The organism is Polynucleobacter necessarius (assembly GCF_900096765.1).
Taxonomy (GTDB): Bacteria; Pseudomonadota; Gammaproteobacteria; order Burkholderiales; family Burkholderiaceae; genus Polynucleobacter; species Polynucleobacter necessarius_F.
In genome coordinates, this window is sequence record NZ_LT615228.1 from 1,201,456 (window position 1) to 1,216,549 (window position 15,094).

A 15,094-nucleotide genomic window follows, 5' to 3' on the forward strand; every position below is an offset into this window, starting at 1 on the left:
CATTTCATTCGTGACTCAACTAGCCCTTTTTGATTTAGACCACACCCTCCTTCCTTGCGATAGCGACTATGAGTGGGGACAATTTTTGGCGCGCATTGGCGTGGTTGATAGCAAATACTATGCGCAGCAAAATGAGCGCTTTTATCAAGACTATAAAGATGGCAAGCTTGATATTCATGAATTTCTACGCTTTGCCCTAAAGCCGCTCTCAGAACACTCTCGCACCCAACTCAAAGAGTGGCACGATGCATTTATGGAGGAAGTGATCCACGGTCAATTGCGTCAGCAGGCATTTGACTTGATCAAGCGCCATCAAGACGCAGGCGATCTTTGCTGCGTCATTACAGCAACCAACAGCTTTGTCACTCGCCCCATTGTGGAGAGTTTTGGTATTGAGCACCTGATTGCCACAGAGCCAGCCACTATAGATAACCAGCCTTTGGCCAACTACACTGGCGAAGTAAAAGGCACCCCCAATTTTCGTGAAGGCAAGATTCAAAATCTTCACGACTGGCTAGCATCTCAAAAACTCTCTTTAGATGCTTTGCCGTATAGCTATTTTTACTCTGACTCGATCAACGACTTACCTCTACTTGAAAAGGTCAGTCGCCCGGTTGCTACTAACCCAGATGATCGCTTACGCAATGAAGCCAATCAGCGAAACTGGCCAATTCTCGAACTGTTTGCATGATTACTAAATTTATTAAGCGTATTTTGCGTCGCGACCCCATGGTCAAGCATACGCACGCAAACAATAGTGGCGCACCAAAACGCATTGCCAAAAAATCTCACAAGATAGATCCGCATCTTCTTTCCAAGAACGCAGTGAAGGTTACTCAAACCTTACAACAAGCAGGATATGAGGCCTTTATTATTGGCGGCGCAGTACGTGACCTCGTTCTCGGAATTAGCCCTAAGGATTTTGATGTGGCCACCAATGCAACTCCCGATCAAGTCCAAAGACTCTTTCGTAAGGCGCGCCTCATTGGTCGTCGCTTTCAAATTGTGCACGTAACCTTCTTTGGCAAAGGACATCCTGAAATTATTGAAGTATCGACTTTTAGAGCCCTCCTGGATAATGCCGGTGACCACGTGGCTGAGAGTGGCCGTATCTTGCGCGATAACGTGTGGGGTTCACAAGGTGAAGATGCGGCAAGACGTGATTTCACAATCAATGCCATGTACTACGATCCATCCACCGAAACTGTTTTGGACTACCACGGTGGTATGGTAGATATGCAAAAGAAAGTGCTGCGCATGATTGGTGACCCAGCGAAGCGCTATCGAGAGGATCCAGTGCGCATGCTTCGCGCGATTCGTTTTGCGGCCAAAACAGGATTTACCCTAGACGCCGCTACGCGCGCACCCATTGCCAAATTAGGCAAGCTCTTGCAAGACGTTCCATCAGCAAGACTGTTTGATGAGATTTTGAAACTCTTAATGTCAGGTTATTCTTGGGCAGCTATTCAAGGCCTACGAGATGCTGGACTTCATTACGGCTTGCTACCACTGCTAGATCACATCTTGGAAGATAGTAAGGCCTCCAAGGGGTCAAATGATTTTGTGAGGCTTGCATTGGCTAATACTGATCAACGCATCCAATCTGGCAAAAGTGTCTCGGCAGGATTTTTATTTGCCACCTTGCTTTGGCCTGATTTACTCAAGAACTGGAAAGCCAACCTTACTAAGGGCATGGCTAATATCCCCGCACTCCAGGACGCAATGGATGGCACTATTGCAACCCAAAGTAGTGGCATGGCGATTCAAAGACGCTTTGAAAGTGATATGCGAGAAATTTGGTCCATGCAACCCCGCTTTGAAAAGCGAGTTGGGCGCTACCCTTACCGCCTCATTGAGTCCCCACGTTTTAGAGCTGGCTATGACTTCATGCTTTTACGCTGTGCAACTGGAGAACAAAACCCAGCCATTGGCGAGTGGTGGACTAACTTTATTACGGCAGACCCTACAGCCCAAGAAGAATTGATGGTGAAAGCTAAATCCGAATCTGGCTCGACCACAAGCTCGCCCAATAAACGGCGCAGACGCAGAAAACCAAAATCTGCGACACTCCCAGAAAATTTAGCTGGCTAAGCAGACTTAGAGAAATTTCGGTAAAGTAGTTTCATCTCTAGTTTGGAATCGTATGGCAAGAGCTTTTATTGGATTTGGCGGCAATATCGGTGACTCGCGTCAGCTCATTACTGACGCAATAGTCTGCTTGGCACTGCGAGCTGAGCTACAAATCCTGGCAAAAAGCTGTTTTTATCAAAGCGCCCCCGTTGAAGCTACAGGCGGTGACTACATCAACGCAGTCATTGAAATCGAAACTCAACTAAGTCCTTATGGGCTTTTGCATGTCTGCCAAGCGATTGAGCAAGAATTTGGTCGGGAACGCCCATATGCCAATGCACCCCGCACTCTAGATATCGATATCCTGTCTTTCGAAGGGGTAACCCAAAACGAAACTGAGTTGATGCTACCGCACCCCAAGATCATTGAGCGCTCTTTTGTGCTTTTACCCTTACTCGAAATCGCACCAGATTTCTTTCTGCCAAATTTAGGCAAACTCAAGGCTTACCTCCCCAAAGTGGCCCACCAAAGAATAGAAAAACTACCCTGCCGCAACTGCAATTGCGGGGAAAAAGACGTTTATAGCCAAACGGCGCATTAATTCATTAAACTCTCGCCATGGGCTACTTACAGGGCGATAAGCCAATCACGATTACCAAGCTCCTCGCGATGCACGCTGAGGGTGAAAAAATCTCGATGCTCACAGCATACGACTCCACGATGTCTGCGCTTCTCAATCGCAGCGGTGTTGAAACCATCCTCGTTGGCGACTCTCTAGGCAACGTTATTCAAGGCCACACTAGCACTACTCCAGTGACCGTAGAGCAAGTTGCTTACCATACAGAATGTGTAGCTCGCGCCAATACCCAAGCTTTTTTAATTGCCGATTTACCTTTCGCTAGTTACGGTGATCCAACTCTTGCGCTTGACTCAGCCGCAATCTTGATGCGTGCAGGCGCTGATATGGTCAAACTCGAGGGCGGTGATTGGCAAGTCGATATTATTCGCTACCTTGTAGAGCGGAGCGTACCGGTTTGCGCTCATCTGGGATTGCTACCCCAATCTGTACATGTTCTTGGTGGATATAAGGTTCAAGGCAAATCCAAGGATGCAGCCACCCACATGCTCGAGCAAGCGCTCGCTTGTCAAGAAGCCGGTGCACAAATGATTGTGCTCGAGGCAATTCCTTCCTCGCTTGGAGAAAAAATCACAGCTGAGCTCAATATTCCTACTATTGGAATAGGTGCTGGGCCAGATTGTTCGGGTCAAGTGCTGGTGCTACAAGATATGTTAGGCATAAGCCCAGGCAGACCTCCTAAGTTTGTCAAAAACTTTATGGAAGGTTATCATTCGATTGAAGCGGCTATTAAAGCTTATGTACGTGAAGTCAAGTCCGGAAAATTTCCCGGACCAGAGCACGGTTTTGCTGGTTAATTAACCGAAGAAACTTTTTACCCCTTCAAACCAACCCTTTTGTTGCGGGCTATGCTTATCACCAGCAGTCTTCAGACTATCGTCAAACTGCTTGAGTAACTTTCTTTGCTCATCAGTTAACTTCACTGGCGTTTCCACTACCACGTGAACGAATAAATCGCCTACCAAGCTTGAGCGCAGTCCTTTGATACCTTTACTACGTAAGCGGAAAGTTTTACCTGTCTGAGTTCCTTCAGGAATTGGAAACTCAACGCGCCCCGAAAGTGTTGGTACTTCAATATCACCACCAAGGGTTGCAGTAGCAAATGAAATTGGCATCTGCACATGCAAATCACTCCCATCGCGCTCGAAGACTTTATGTGGCTTGACTCGAACTTCAACATAGAGGTCACCAGAAGGGCCGCCGTTAATACCAGGCTCCCCGTTACCTACTGAGCGCACTCGCATCCCATCATCAATACCTGCAGGTATTTTGATTTCGAGTGTTTTTTGCTCTTTAAGCTTACCGGTTCCATGGCAGGTTTTACATGGCTTAGGAATGAACTCACCAGTGCCACGGCACTTAGGGCAAGTTTGCTGCATAGAGAAAAAACCCTGTTGAACTCGCACTTGACCATGGCCATCACAAGTAGAGCATTTTTCTGCCTTTGAACCAGGCTCAGCACCAATACCATGACATGGCTTGCAATTACTCCAGCTAGGCACCCGAATTTGAGTGGTATACCCTTCGGCAGCCTGCTCTAAAGTAATGTCCATGTTGTAGCGCAAATCAGCACCCTTATAAACTTGCGGACCTGAGTGCCGGCCACCGCCTTGACCAAAAATATCGCCAAAGATGTCGCCAAACGCATCGGCAAAGCCGCCACCTCCAAAACCACCGCCGCCAAATCCACCGCCCATCGATGGATCAACCCCAGCGTGCCCGTATTGATCATAAGCAGCGCGCTTATTTGAATCGGTCAAGGTCTCGTAAGCCTCTTTCACTTCCTTAAATTGAGTTTCAGCCGTTTTGCTATCGGGATTGCGATCTGGGTGATATTTCATGGCCAGTTTGCGATAAGCTTTTTTAAGCTCATCATCACTTGCTCCTTTTGCTACGCCAAGGACTTCATAAAAATCGCGTTTACTTTTAGGCACGGCCTATTCCTCTCAACAGCCTGAATGACACAAGTCGGCTCGAGGCCGACTTGTTATTTAAGTACTTCAAAATTACGTTAATAAATGCTTGATTTCAGAATTACTTCTTCTCATCAACCTCTTTAAAGTCAGCGTCAACTACGTCAGCATCTGGCGCTGCTTTTTGCTCACCAGCTGGAGCTGCGCCTGCAGCACCGCTAGCTTTAGCTTGTTCAGCAGCCATTACTTTTTCGCCCAACTTCTGACTTGCCTTACCCAAAGCTTCGGTCTTAGCTTCAATAACAGCTTTATCGCTGCCTTTAATGGCCTCATCTAATTCTTTGAGTGCCGCTTCGATCGCTTCTTTCTCAGAGGCCTCTAAACTAGCGCCGTGCTCTTCTAAAGCCTTCTTGGTTGAGTGAGCCAAAGCATCGGCAGTGTTACGGGCAGTGACCAATTCCAAAGCTTTCTTATCTTCAGCGGCATTGGCTTCAGCATCTTTCACCATGCGTTGAATTTCTTCTTCAGTCAAACCAGAGTTAGCTTTGATAGTGATCTTGTTCTCTTTGCCGGTATTTTTATCTTTTGCAGTTACGTGCAAAATACCGTTGGCATCGATATCAAAGGTCACCTCAATCTGTGGCATGCCGCGCTGTGCAGGAGCAATGCCTTCCAAATTGAACTCGCCAAGCAACTTGTTAGCAGCAGCCATCTCGCGCTCTCCTTGGTAGCACTTAATCGTTACTGCAGGCTGGTTATCTTCAGCAGTTGAATAAACCTGTGAATGCTTGGTAGGAATCGTAGTGTTCTTTGGAATCATCTTGGTCATTACACCGCCAAGAGTCTCAACGCCTAATGACAATGGGGTAACGTCCAAGAGCAACACATCCTTGCGATCGCCCGACAACACTGAACCTTGAATTGCAGCACCAACAGCAACTGCTTCATCAGGGTTAACGTCCTTACGTGGCTCTTTACCAAAGATTTCTTTTACTTTGTCCTGAACTGCAGGCATACGAGTTTGACCACCGACCAAAATCACGTCGTCGATGTCTGCTACGCTTACGCCAGCATCCTTAATTGCGGTTAAGCAAGGACCAGCCGTACGGTTGATCAATTCCTCTACTAAAGATTCCAACTTAGCACGGGTCAATTTCAAGTTCAAATGCTTAGGACCACTAGCATCAGCCGTTACATAAGGCAAGTTGATCTCAGTTTGCTGAGCAGATGACAATTCAATCTTGGCTTTTTCAGCAGCATCTTTCAAACGCTGTAATGCCAACACATCTTTACTCAAGTCAACGCCTTGTTCTTTCTTGAACTCAGCAATGATCCAGTCAATGATGCGCTGGTCAAAGTCCTCACCACCCAAGAAGGTATCGCCGTTAGTAGAGAGCACTTCAAATTGCTTTTCACCGTCAACGTTAGCGATCTCAATGATCGATACGTCAAATGTACCGCCACCCAAGTCATACACGGCGATCTTACGATCAGCCTTGTCTTGCTTATCCAAGCCAAATGCCAATGCAGCAGCGGTTGGTTCATTAATGATGCGCTTGACATCCAAACCAGCAATACGACCAGCATCTTTGGTTGCTTGACGTTGGCTGTCATTAAAGTAAGCAGGCACAGTAATCACTGCCTCAGTCACTTCCTCACCGAGGTAGTCTTCAGCAGTCTTTTTCATCTTGCGCAAAATTTCAGCGGACACTTGTTGTGGCGCCATTTTTTTATCGCGTGCCTCAACCCAAGCATCACCATTGTCCGCCTGAACAATGGCATAAGGCATCAGGCTAATATCTTTTTGCACTTCTGGATCAGTAAATTTACGGCCCATCAAACGCTTCACTGCGTAGATGGTGTTTTTAGGATTAGTTACTGACTGACGTTTTGCTGGTGCACCAACCAATACTTCGCCATCCTCAACATAAGCGATGATCGATGGAGTTGTGCGAGCACCTTCTGCGTTCTCGACAACTTTAGGCGCATTGTTTTCAACGACTGAAACGCACGAATTAGTGGTTCCTAAGTCGATTCCGATAATCTTTCCCATAATGGCTCCAAAAAATTAAGTTACTTTGTTGTACTTCTGAGTTCATTTGAGCAATTCATCTGAATTGCCGCGAATATTCCAATACCCATCAAATGGGGTCTAAAAAGCAGAATTCAAGAGGTGAAAAAATAAAAAAGGCAGAAATCTGCCTTTTTGATGCTTTTTTGGGGTTTTGACCCCGATTTTGAGCTTACTTTGAGGCGCTTACCGTGACTAAAGCCGGCCTGAGGACCCGATCAGCCACGGTATAGCCACGCTGCAAGACAGAAACCACAGTATTGGCCTCTTGCTCTGATGGCACTGATGCGATCGCTTGATGGTGGTGAGGATCAAATTTATCGCCCACTGCAGGATTAATTTCGGTCATACGGCCTTTTTCAAAGGCAGATAAAAGCTGCTTGAGAGTGATCTCTAGGCCTTCCTTAAATGCCTTGGCATCACTTGCATCAGTACTTAATGCGGCATACAAACTATCAGTGACAGGAACTAGATGCTCTGCAAAACTCTCAATGGCAAATTTATGGGCCTTCGCAATATCTTCCACGGCACGACGACGAATATTTTCACCCTCAGCCTTAGCTCGTAAGAAATTGTCTTGTAAATCAGCCAGCTTCTGATTGAGCTCAGCAATCTCCTGCTCCGGTGATTTAACAGCGGAAGTTTCACTTGCAGCCTCAGCTTGTGGCTCAGCCGCAGTGTTCTCTTGCTCTGGAGAAGGGTTTTGATTTTCTTGTGTCATGGATATGAATTCACTTTTCTGTAATGAGGGCTAATGCACTGCTAGATGGGGACAGTTTATTCAATTTCAAGTCTTACTCTGAGCAAGCTCGGCTCTTTGATTACGGACTGCCAACTCCTCTGGGGACTCAGTACCCAGTGACCACCCCAATAAATGCTGATAGGCAATATCACCCAAAGCCTGAATCCATTTGGCGTTGCTATTTAGGCATGGGATATAGCGGTAGTCCTTCCCGCCGTGCGCCAAGAAATCTTCCCTAGCTTCCATAGCAATTTCTTCAAGCGTCTCAAGGCAATCGGCCGGAAATCCAGGGCAAAAAATATCTAAACGCTGACAACCTTCTTTTGATAATTTTTCAATAGTTGGTGCGGTATAGGGTTTGAGCCATTCGGCTTTACCAAAGCGCGATTGGAAGGTCACAATATATTGACCAGGCTCTAAAGCAAGAGATTCTCCAAGCAGACGCCCTGTCTTTAAACACTCACAATGATAGGGGTCGCCTTTGATTAAATTGCGCTTGGGCAAGCCATGGAAAGATAGCACCAATTTATCGCCTCGCGCAAAATCAGGGCGACCATCTTTGTCCCAACTACTCAAAACTTGCTCGCGCAATGCTGCAATGTAGGCTGGATTATCGTGATAATGTTTTACTAAGCGCAATTCAGGCTGATCGCGCCAAGTGCTCAGCACTCGGAACACCTCATCAAAGCTTGATGCAGTAGTGGTAGCGGAGTACTGGGGATACAAAGGTAACACCAGCAAACGCTCCATGCCCTGTGACTTCAAGCCCTCTAGAACCTCTTGGGTAGATGGCTTGCCGTAACGCATTGCCAAATCCACCAAAACATCATGACCCTCATTGGCAAATTTTTCACCTAACTCTTTGGCTTGCAAGCGGGAGTAATGCATCAACGGCGAACCTAATTGAGGCAACCAAATAGAAGCATATTTTTTTGCAGATGCACTACTACGAATTGGCAAAATGATGCCATTCAAAATACACCACCAAATAATTCTCGGAATTTCCACAACCCGAGGGTCAGAGAGAAACTCTTTCAAATAAGCTCTGACTGCTTTAGGAGTTGGAGCAGAGGGTGTGCCTAAGTTCAATAACAGTACTGCAGTTTTAGTAGCTCTTAAGTGGGGATTTGGATTCACGAAGGTATCTTTGCTAGAAGTATTCATTACGGCTGATTTAAGAGCTTAATGCACCCGAAAGTAACTTAGAAGTAATATCCACGATCGGTATGACTCTGTCATATGCCATACGGGTGGGACCTATGACGCCGAGCGTACCAACGATTTGCCCATCTACACTGTAGGGTGCACTGATCACAGCCAAGTCTTCATATGGCAGCAAATCACTCTCGCCACCAATAAAAATCTGAATACCATCTGCATGACTAGAGACATCAAGCAATTGCATTAAGACAGATTTTTGCTCCAACATATCAAACATCTTACGTAGCTTATCCAGATTGGAGCTAAGATCGCCAACGTTGAGCAAGCGACGCTCTCCAGAAAGCAACATATCGCCACGACTTGCATCATAGTCCACTACGCCTGTTTGCAAGGCTAAAGCCATGAGCCCAGAAATATCTGTTCGCAAATTATCCAAATCGGATTTGAGATGTTGGCGAACTTGCTCAAAACTTCTTCCAGCAAACTGGCTATTGATAAAATTTCCCGCCTCAATCAACTGACTAGGGGTGTAGTCCTGATTGGTTGGCAAAATACGGTTTTGCACATCCCCCTCTGGGGTCACCATGATGAGTAAAATTTTGCCTTCGCCAAGACGCAAGAATTCAATATGCTTAAAGACCTGGGTTCGTTTTGGTGTAATGACAACCCCAGCAAAATGGGTCAAATTCGACAAGATCTGGGCAGCAGAACTAAACACTTTCTGCGGCGAGTCCGGCAAAAGGCCACGTTCGACCTCTTTTGCAGCCACCTCCTCCAAAGGGCGCACCGTCACCATGGTGTCTACAAATAGACGATAGCCTCGAGGGGTTGGGATACGGCCTGCTGAGGTATGGGGACTAGTTACCAAGCCCATATCCTCTAAATCAGCCATCACATTACGAATCGTCGCGGCAGACAGGTCTAAACCTGAAAAACGGGATAGCGTGCGCGAGCCAATAGGCTGCCCCTCCTCGATATAGCGCTCAATGAGGGTTTTTAATAAAGCATGTGAACGTTCATCCATGGTGGAAGGGATTTTATGCATATGGTTTAATCGTTATATGTTAGGCCCATCCCCAAATTCTTCCAAGAAGGCATTTAGCCGGGTGGCGCTCGTCGGTAAATTTCATGCTGACGGCATAGAGGAGCACCTAAAGGACCTAGCGCAACTGGTTTCAGGCTTAGGTTGTGAGGTCTTTATAGAGGCAGATACAGCCTCGCATCTGGGACTAAAAGACTATCCCATTAAAACGGCGCGGGATTTTGCTGGAGCAATTGACCTAGTTGTTGTTTTGGGTGGTGACGGGACCATGCTGGGAATTGCGCGTCAATTGGCCGGTAGCAATGTCCCACTTGTCGGCATCAATATGGGTCGCCTTGGCTACATGACCGACATTCCGATTCAGTCTGTACAAACCACATTACCCAAAATTATTGCTGGCGAATACGAAGCTGATAATCGCACATTACTTGATGCGGTTGTACTTCGCAATGGAAAAGAAATTAATCGCGCCTTAGCTTTAAACGATGTGGTCGTTAATCGCTCTGGTATTTCAGGGATGGTAGAGCTTGCTGTTAATGTCAATGGCTCCTTCATGTACAACCAGCGCTCTGATGGCTTGATTGTCTCAACCCCAACTGGATCAACTGCTTACGCTCTCTCTGCTGGCGGTCCGATTTTGCATCCTCATGTAGCAGGCATATTGCTCGCCCCAATTGCCCCACACTCACTTTCCAATCGACCCATTGTCTTGCCACAAGACAGCGTTACTGTAATTGAGGTCGTTAATGGACTTGAGGTCATTGTCAATTTTGATATGCAATCGCAAACCAACTTGCAAAGCGGTGACAAGATTGAAGTTCGCCAGTCAGATAAAACGATTGCCCTTCTTCACCCAAGCAATCATAGCGACTACAAAACTTTGCGTGAGAAATTGCACTGGAATGAATATCCGTCGACATTTTGATGTCGAGTTCTTGGTTACGCTAAAACATGCTTCAAACCATCTCACTTCGTGATTTTGTCATTGTCGATCAACTCGAGCTCGACTTTGCCGCGGGCTTTACGGTATTAACTGGCGAGACTGGCGCTGGTAAATCCATTCTGTTGGATGCGCTTAGCCTCGTTCTAGGGGAGCGAGCAGATAGCAGTCAAATTCGCGAAGGCAGCAATCGTGCAGAAATCTCAGCGTTGTTTCGCATTGAGCCAGAAATTCTTGAACAATTTTGCCAGTGGCTTGATGAGCAAGGTTTTCCAATTGAGGATGATGGGCAAAGCCTTTTACTCAAACGCACTGTAGAAAGCAACGGCAGAAGTCGCGCTTTTACCAACGGCAGTATTGCAACGTTAGCCCAGCTTCGCGATGCTGGTGATCGATTAGTAGATATTCATGGACAGCATGCACACCAATTGTTATTAAAAGGTGGAGCACAACGTGAATTACTAGATCGCCATGCAGGACTGCTTCCTTTAGCCACAGAAGTTGCACAAGCCTTTAAAACCCTAAATGATTCTCGCCGTCGCCTCCAGCAAGCAGAAAATGCCGGACAAGATATTGAACGCGAGCGTGAGCGACTTGAGTGGCAACTAGAAGAGTTAACTGCTTTATCTCCTATAGAGGGTGAATGGTTGAACATTCAAGCCGAGCATGCGCGTCTGGCCAATGGAGCCAAGCTAATAGGCGGTTGCCAAGAAGCTATTCAGGCGCTGAGTGACGACGATAATTCCTTAGAGTCCAGTCTTTCTAAAGTGAGCGGTAGCATTAGCGCGCTTGCGCAGCATGATCCAGCGCTGGCCAGCATTAGCGAGTCATTGGAGGGCGCCCAAATTCAACTCGATGAAGCAATTCATGGGCTTAATCGCTATCTCCAAAAAATTGATTTAGATCCTGTCCGACTTGAACAAGTTGAGGAGCGGATGCAGTCCCTCCATGCCGCTTCTAGGAAGTATCGTACTGAAGCGGATGAGCTTCCAAAGCTGCTTACCAATACCGCAGAGCGCCTAGAGGCTTTGACTGCCTCCCAAAATATCGATGCTCTACGCGAAAAAGTAAAACAAGAAGAGGCTGCATATCAAAAGCTGGCCAAACAGCTCTCCAGTAAACGCAGCAAAGCTGCAGCTGAGCTCGGTCAACTCGTCACTGATGCCATGCAAAATTTATCCATGGCAGGCGGACGCCTTGAAATTGCTCTCTCACCACTACCAGAGGGTGGCTCGCATGGACTCGAGCAAATTGAATTTTTAGTAGCGGGTCATGCTGGCAGTACGCCACGCTCGCTAGCAAAAGTTGCATCTGGCGGTGAGCTTGCCCGTATCAGCTTAGCGATTAGCGTCATCACCAGTAAAGCTTCATTTACGCCAACATTAATATTTGATGAAGTAGACTCTGGCATTGGCGGAGCAGTTGCTGAAACGGTAGGTAAGTTATTACATCAATTAGGCCAATCCCACCAGATCCTCTGTGTTACTCATTTACCGCAAGTTGCCGCACAGGGAAATCATCACCTTAAAGTCAGTAAGTCACAAAGCGAAACAAAAACAGTGTCGCAAGTTCAACCCCTTGGTCGCAATGAACGCGTTGAAGAGATTGCCAGAATGCTCGGGGGTACTACCATCACTGATACCACCCGTCGTCATGCCCGCGAGCTTTTAGAGCAGCGCTAAGCTAGCTAAGCTTTTGATGGCGCTTGAAATATTTCTTGCCACAACTGCAACACACACTCTCTTGCAGCCTCCAACCGAGGCTCTTGATTCAATTGAATACGGGTTTTCTCGGCGCCATCTAAACGCAGACGATGCTGATCAGACCTCAGCAGTCGATAAGCATCACCTGTAGATTGCGCGATCTTGTTTTCGATTAAGCCCACGTCACCTGCAATGCGAAGTAAAGCGATATTGCCAAGATTGGCAATTAATTGGGGGTATTGATGAGCATAAGCTAAGACCAAGAACTGTACGATAAATTCAATATCAACCATGCCACCGGCATCATGCTTTAAATCAAAGTCAATTGTTGGATTGGGATGCCCCTCATGAACTTTACGGCGCATTTCTAAAATTTCAGAGCGCAAATGATCAATATTGCGTTTCTGAGTGAGCACTTCAGATCGAACAGCATCAAATTCATTTCCAACTTCTGCGTTGCCTGCAGAAAAACGGGCGCGGGTTAGTGCTTGATGTTCCCAAACCCAGGCTGCATTATCACCCTCCCGTAATTGATACTTTCGAAATGCTTGAACATTGGTCACCAAGAATCCGGCAGAGCCATTAGGTCGAAGTCGCGTGTCAATTTCAAAAAGGCTACCAGTAGATGTAAACGCAGTTAACCAATTGATCATGCGCTTTGCTAAAAGAGCATATATTTCTTGTGCAGCACAATCACTCTCATCGGATTGATATAAAAACACGAGATCTAAATCTGAGGCATAACCTAACTCCTTCCCACCTAATTTCCCATAAGAAATCACCGCGAAGGGTGGCAATACATCCTCAGCCAAACCAAACTTGTCTGCCACACTCGGCCAAACCCGCTCAAATGTGGCTTGTAAGATTAAATCTGCTAGCGCAGATAGATGGTCACTCACCTTTTCAACTGGCAAAGCTTGCTCTACGCCGATTCCCAAGTCAGCCAACAGAGTAATAAAGGTCTCCGTATGATGGGTAATGCGCAAAATGTCCATTGCCTGTTCAGAGGCATCACTGTCAGCAGCGACATCATCTAGACGCACATTGAGATTGTCTTTTACCTCACGCCAATATTGCACAGGATCATCAATCAATGCGCGCTCGGTATGCGAGTTCAGCAAGTAATCTAGTAGGTGTGGATGAAGCGCCAAATACCGAGCCCCCCACTGTGATGCCTTCAGTAAAGCCAAGACATTAAATAAGGCCTTAGGATACTCAGATAAGATAGATAGATATGCGCTACGCCTTGCTATTGCTTCTAGCAAATCAAAAAAGCGTAGCAAGGTTTGATCTGCCAGTTTGAGATGACCTTCATCTGCAAGCAAAATTTCAGCGGCACTACGAACCAGACTATCCAAAATTAAACGACTCTTTTCTGGCAAAAGCTTTGCTTTAGGTCCATCATTCCAAGTCTTCCAACGAATCGATGTCTGCGGAAAAACTGCTTCACTCAATTCCCAGCTGTGATCCAAAGGTGCAAGATCTAGGCGACTCTCGTCATCAAGTAAGAACGCTTTTTTAAATAAACGCGCGACATTTTGCTGATGCAGATCTAGCACCACAAGAAATTGAGCCTCATCTTGAAAACCCATGGCATCTGCCAGTCGCTCCCTGGCAGTAATCTCATCAGGTAAATAATGAGTTTGTTGATCATCCCAGACCTGTATACGATGCTCTAAACGCCTTAAGAAAACATAGGCGTCCTGTAACTCTTTTATCTCATTAGCCGGCATGATGCCTAACTGTCCGATCAGACTTAAAACCTGCAAGGTAGGGCGGACTCTAAATCGGGGATCTGTGCCTCCACGCATCAGCTGAAACATTTGCGCCAAAAATTCAATTTCGCGAATACCGCCACGCCCCAACTTAATGTCGTGGGAACGGCCCTGATGATTTGCTGATCGCCTCTGAGCCTCACGCTGAATTTGTGCATGCAAGTCACGAATCGAGGCAATGACGCCATAATCTAAATGCCTGCGATACACAAATGGGCGTATTAGTTGATCTAAAGACTTTTCGCAATGGGCGTAGTCTGGTGAACCGGGCATTGGGGCTATCAGCCTACCCTTAATCCAGGCATAACGCTCCCATTCTCTGCCCTGCACCAATAAGTATTCTTCAAGCATATCTAGACTACATACCAAAGGGCCCGAATCACCATTAGGTCGCAAACGCATGTCTACACGAAATACAAATCCGTTGGCATCATGCTCAGCCAGCAATTTAATTAAACGCTGCCCCATGCTAGTGAACCACTCATGATTGGATAGACTTTTCGGGCCTCCCTGAGTTTCTCCCTCGTGCTCGTATAAAAATATTAAATCGATATCTGAAGATAAATTGAGCTCAAAACCACCTAGCTTTCCCATGCCCACAACCATCAACGGCATTTCTGCATTAGTTGACTGACTCCATGGCACACCAAAACGAGACTGGAGATCTGCCCGGATAAAATTGATTGCGCTAGAAGTTGCTAATTGCGCAAACTGGCTCAGACTTTGTGTGACCTCATCTAGGTCAGCCATGCCATTCAGATCACGAAAGGCTATCCAGAGCATGAGGCGCTGCCGAGCCAATCTCAGCTGCGCCATAAACTGGGCTTCATCCCCCTCAACCCCATAGTCAGCAGCACAGTCTGCCAACAGACATTCAATCGCTTTTAAGTCTATCTTTTCATGGCCATGGGCACGTAGCCAATCCAACCACCCAGGTTTGGCGCTTAGCCAGCGCCTCGCATAATTAGAATGGCGCTTTAAATAGTCAATTTGGTTTAAGAAGACGTCCATACCCTCATCTTAATCCTGCCCACAATTCG

General features: G+C 46.7%; 12 protein-coding genes. 6 read left to right on the forward strand and 6 right to left on the reverse strand.

Going from position 1 to position 15,094, the window contains the following annotated elements; genetic code table 11:
* Positions 1–10: 10 nt before the first annotated feature.
* Genes DXE33_RS06245 through panB form a run of 4 tightly spaced genes read left to right on the forward strand, consistent with a single transcriptional unit; the run spans position 11 to position 3,504 of the window.
* On the forward strand, positions 11–691 hold the full coding sequence (locus tag DXE33_RS06245) for a histidinol-phosphatase (protein WP_114639128.1): 681 nt from the start codon (positions 11–13) through the stop codon (positions 689–691).
* A complete protein-coding gene (gene pcnB / locus DXE33_RS06250; protein ID WP_114639129.1) occupies positions 688–2,091 on the forward strand; it encodes a polynucleotide adenylyltransferase PcnB in 1,404 nt (467 codons plus the stop codon). Before DXE33_RS06245 ends, pcnB begins: the two co-directional genes overlap by 4 nt.
* 52 nt (positions 2,092–2,143) lie before the next feature.
* Entirely contained in the window at positions 2,144–2,671 is a 528-nt protein-coding gene (gene folK / locus DXE33_RS06255) for a 2-amino-4-hydroxy-6-hydroxymethyldihydropteridine diphosphokinase (protein WP_114639130.1), read from the forward strand.
* Between the two features lie 17 nt (positions 2,672–2,688).
* Positions 2,689–3,504, forward strand: coding sequence for a 3-methyl-2-oxobutanoate hydroxymethyltransferase (panB, locus tag DXE33_RS06260; RefSeq protein ID WP_114639131.1), 816 nt, complete (start codon positions 2,689–2,691; stop codon positions 3,502–3,504).
* Here the strand turns inward: panB and dnaJ are convergent, their stop codons facing one another.
* From dnaJ to hrcA, 5 genes are all read right to left on the reverse strand, one after another.
* Positions 3,505–4,641, reverse strand: coding sequence for a molecular chaperone DnaJ (dnaJ, locus tag DXE33_RS06265; protein WP_114639132.1), 1,137 nt, complete (start codon positions 4,639–4,641; stop codon positions 3,505–3,507). It abuts the gene before it with no gap.
* 100 nt (positions 4,642–4,741) lie between these two features.
* Positions 4,742–6,673 carry a molecular chaperone DnaK gene (gene dnaK / locus DXE33_RS06270; protein ID WP_114639133.1) on the reverse strand — a complete coding sequence of 644 codons (1,932 nt, stop codon included), beginning with the start codon at positions 6,671–6,673 and terminating at the stop codon, positions 4,742–4,744.
* A 190-nt stretch (positions 6,674–6,863) separates the two neighbouring features.
* A complete protein-coding gene (grpE, locus tag DXE33_RS06275) occupies positions 6,864–7,412 on the reverse strand; it encodes a nucleotide exchange factor GrpE (protein ID WP_114639134.1) in 549 nt (182 codons plus the stop codon).
* Between the two features lie 66 nt (positions 7,413–7,478).
* The gene (gene hemH / locus DXE33_RS06280; RefSeq protein ID WP_114639135.1) at positions 7,479–8,597 is read right to left on the reverse strand and encodes a ferrochelatase; all 1,119 of its coding nucleotides are present in this window, start codon (positions 8,595–8,597) and stop codon (positions 7,479–7,481) included.
* 10 nt (positions 8,598–8,607) lie between these two features.
* Positions 8,608–9,618, reverse strand: a complete 1,011-nt coding sequence (gene hrcA, locus DXE33_RS06285) for a heat-inducible transcriptional repressor HrcA (protein WP_114639747.1) — start codon at positions 9,616–9,618, stop codon at positions 8,608–8,610.
* A gap of 37 nt (positions 9,619–9,655) precedes the next feature.
* Between hrcA and DXE33_RS06290 the strand changes: the two genes are divergently transcribed.
* Positions 9,656–10,561 (forward strand): NAD kinase, encoded by a 906-nt coding sequence (locus DXE33_RS06290; protein ID WP_114639136.1) that lies wholly within the window; start codon positions 9,656–9,658, stop codon positions 10,559–10,561.
* Positions 10,562–10,587: 26 nt separating this feature from the next.
* Entirely contained in the window at positions 10,588–12,258 is a 1,671-nt protein-coding gene (gene recN, locus DXE33_RS06295) for a DNA repair protein RecN (RefSeq protein WP_114639137.1), read from the forward strand.
* A 5-nt stretch (positions 12,259–12,263) separates the two neighbouring features.
* Here recN and glnE read toward each other — a convergent pair whose 3' ends face one another.
* Positions 12,264–15,065 carry a bifunctional [glutamate--ammonia ligase]-adenylyl-L-tyrosine phosphorylase/[glutamate--ammonia-ligase] adenylyltransferase gene (glnE, locus tag DXE33_RS06300; protein WP_114639138.1) on the reverse strand — a complete coding sequence of 934 codons (2,802 nt, stop codon included), beginning with the start codon at positions 15,063–15,065 and terminating at the stop codon, positions 12,264–12,266.
* Positions 15,066–15,094 lie beyond the last annotated feature (29 nt).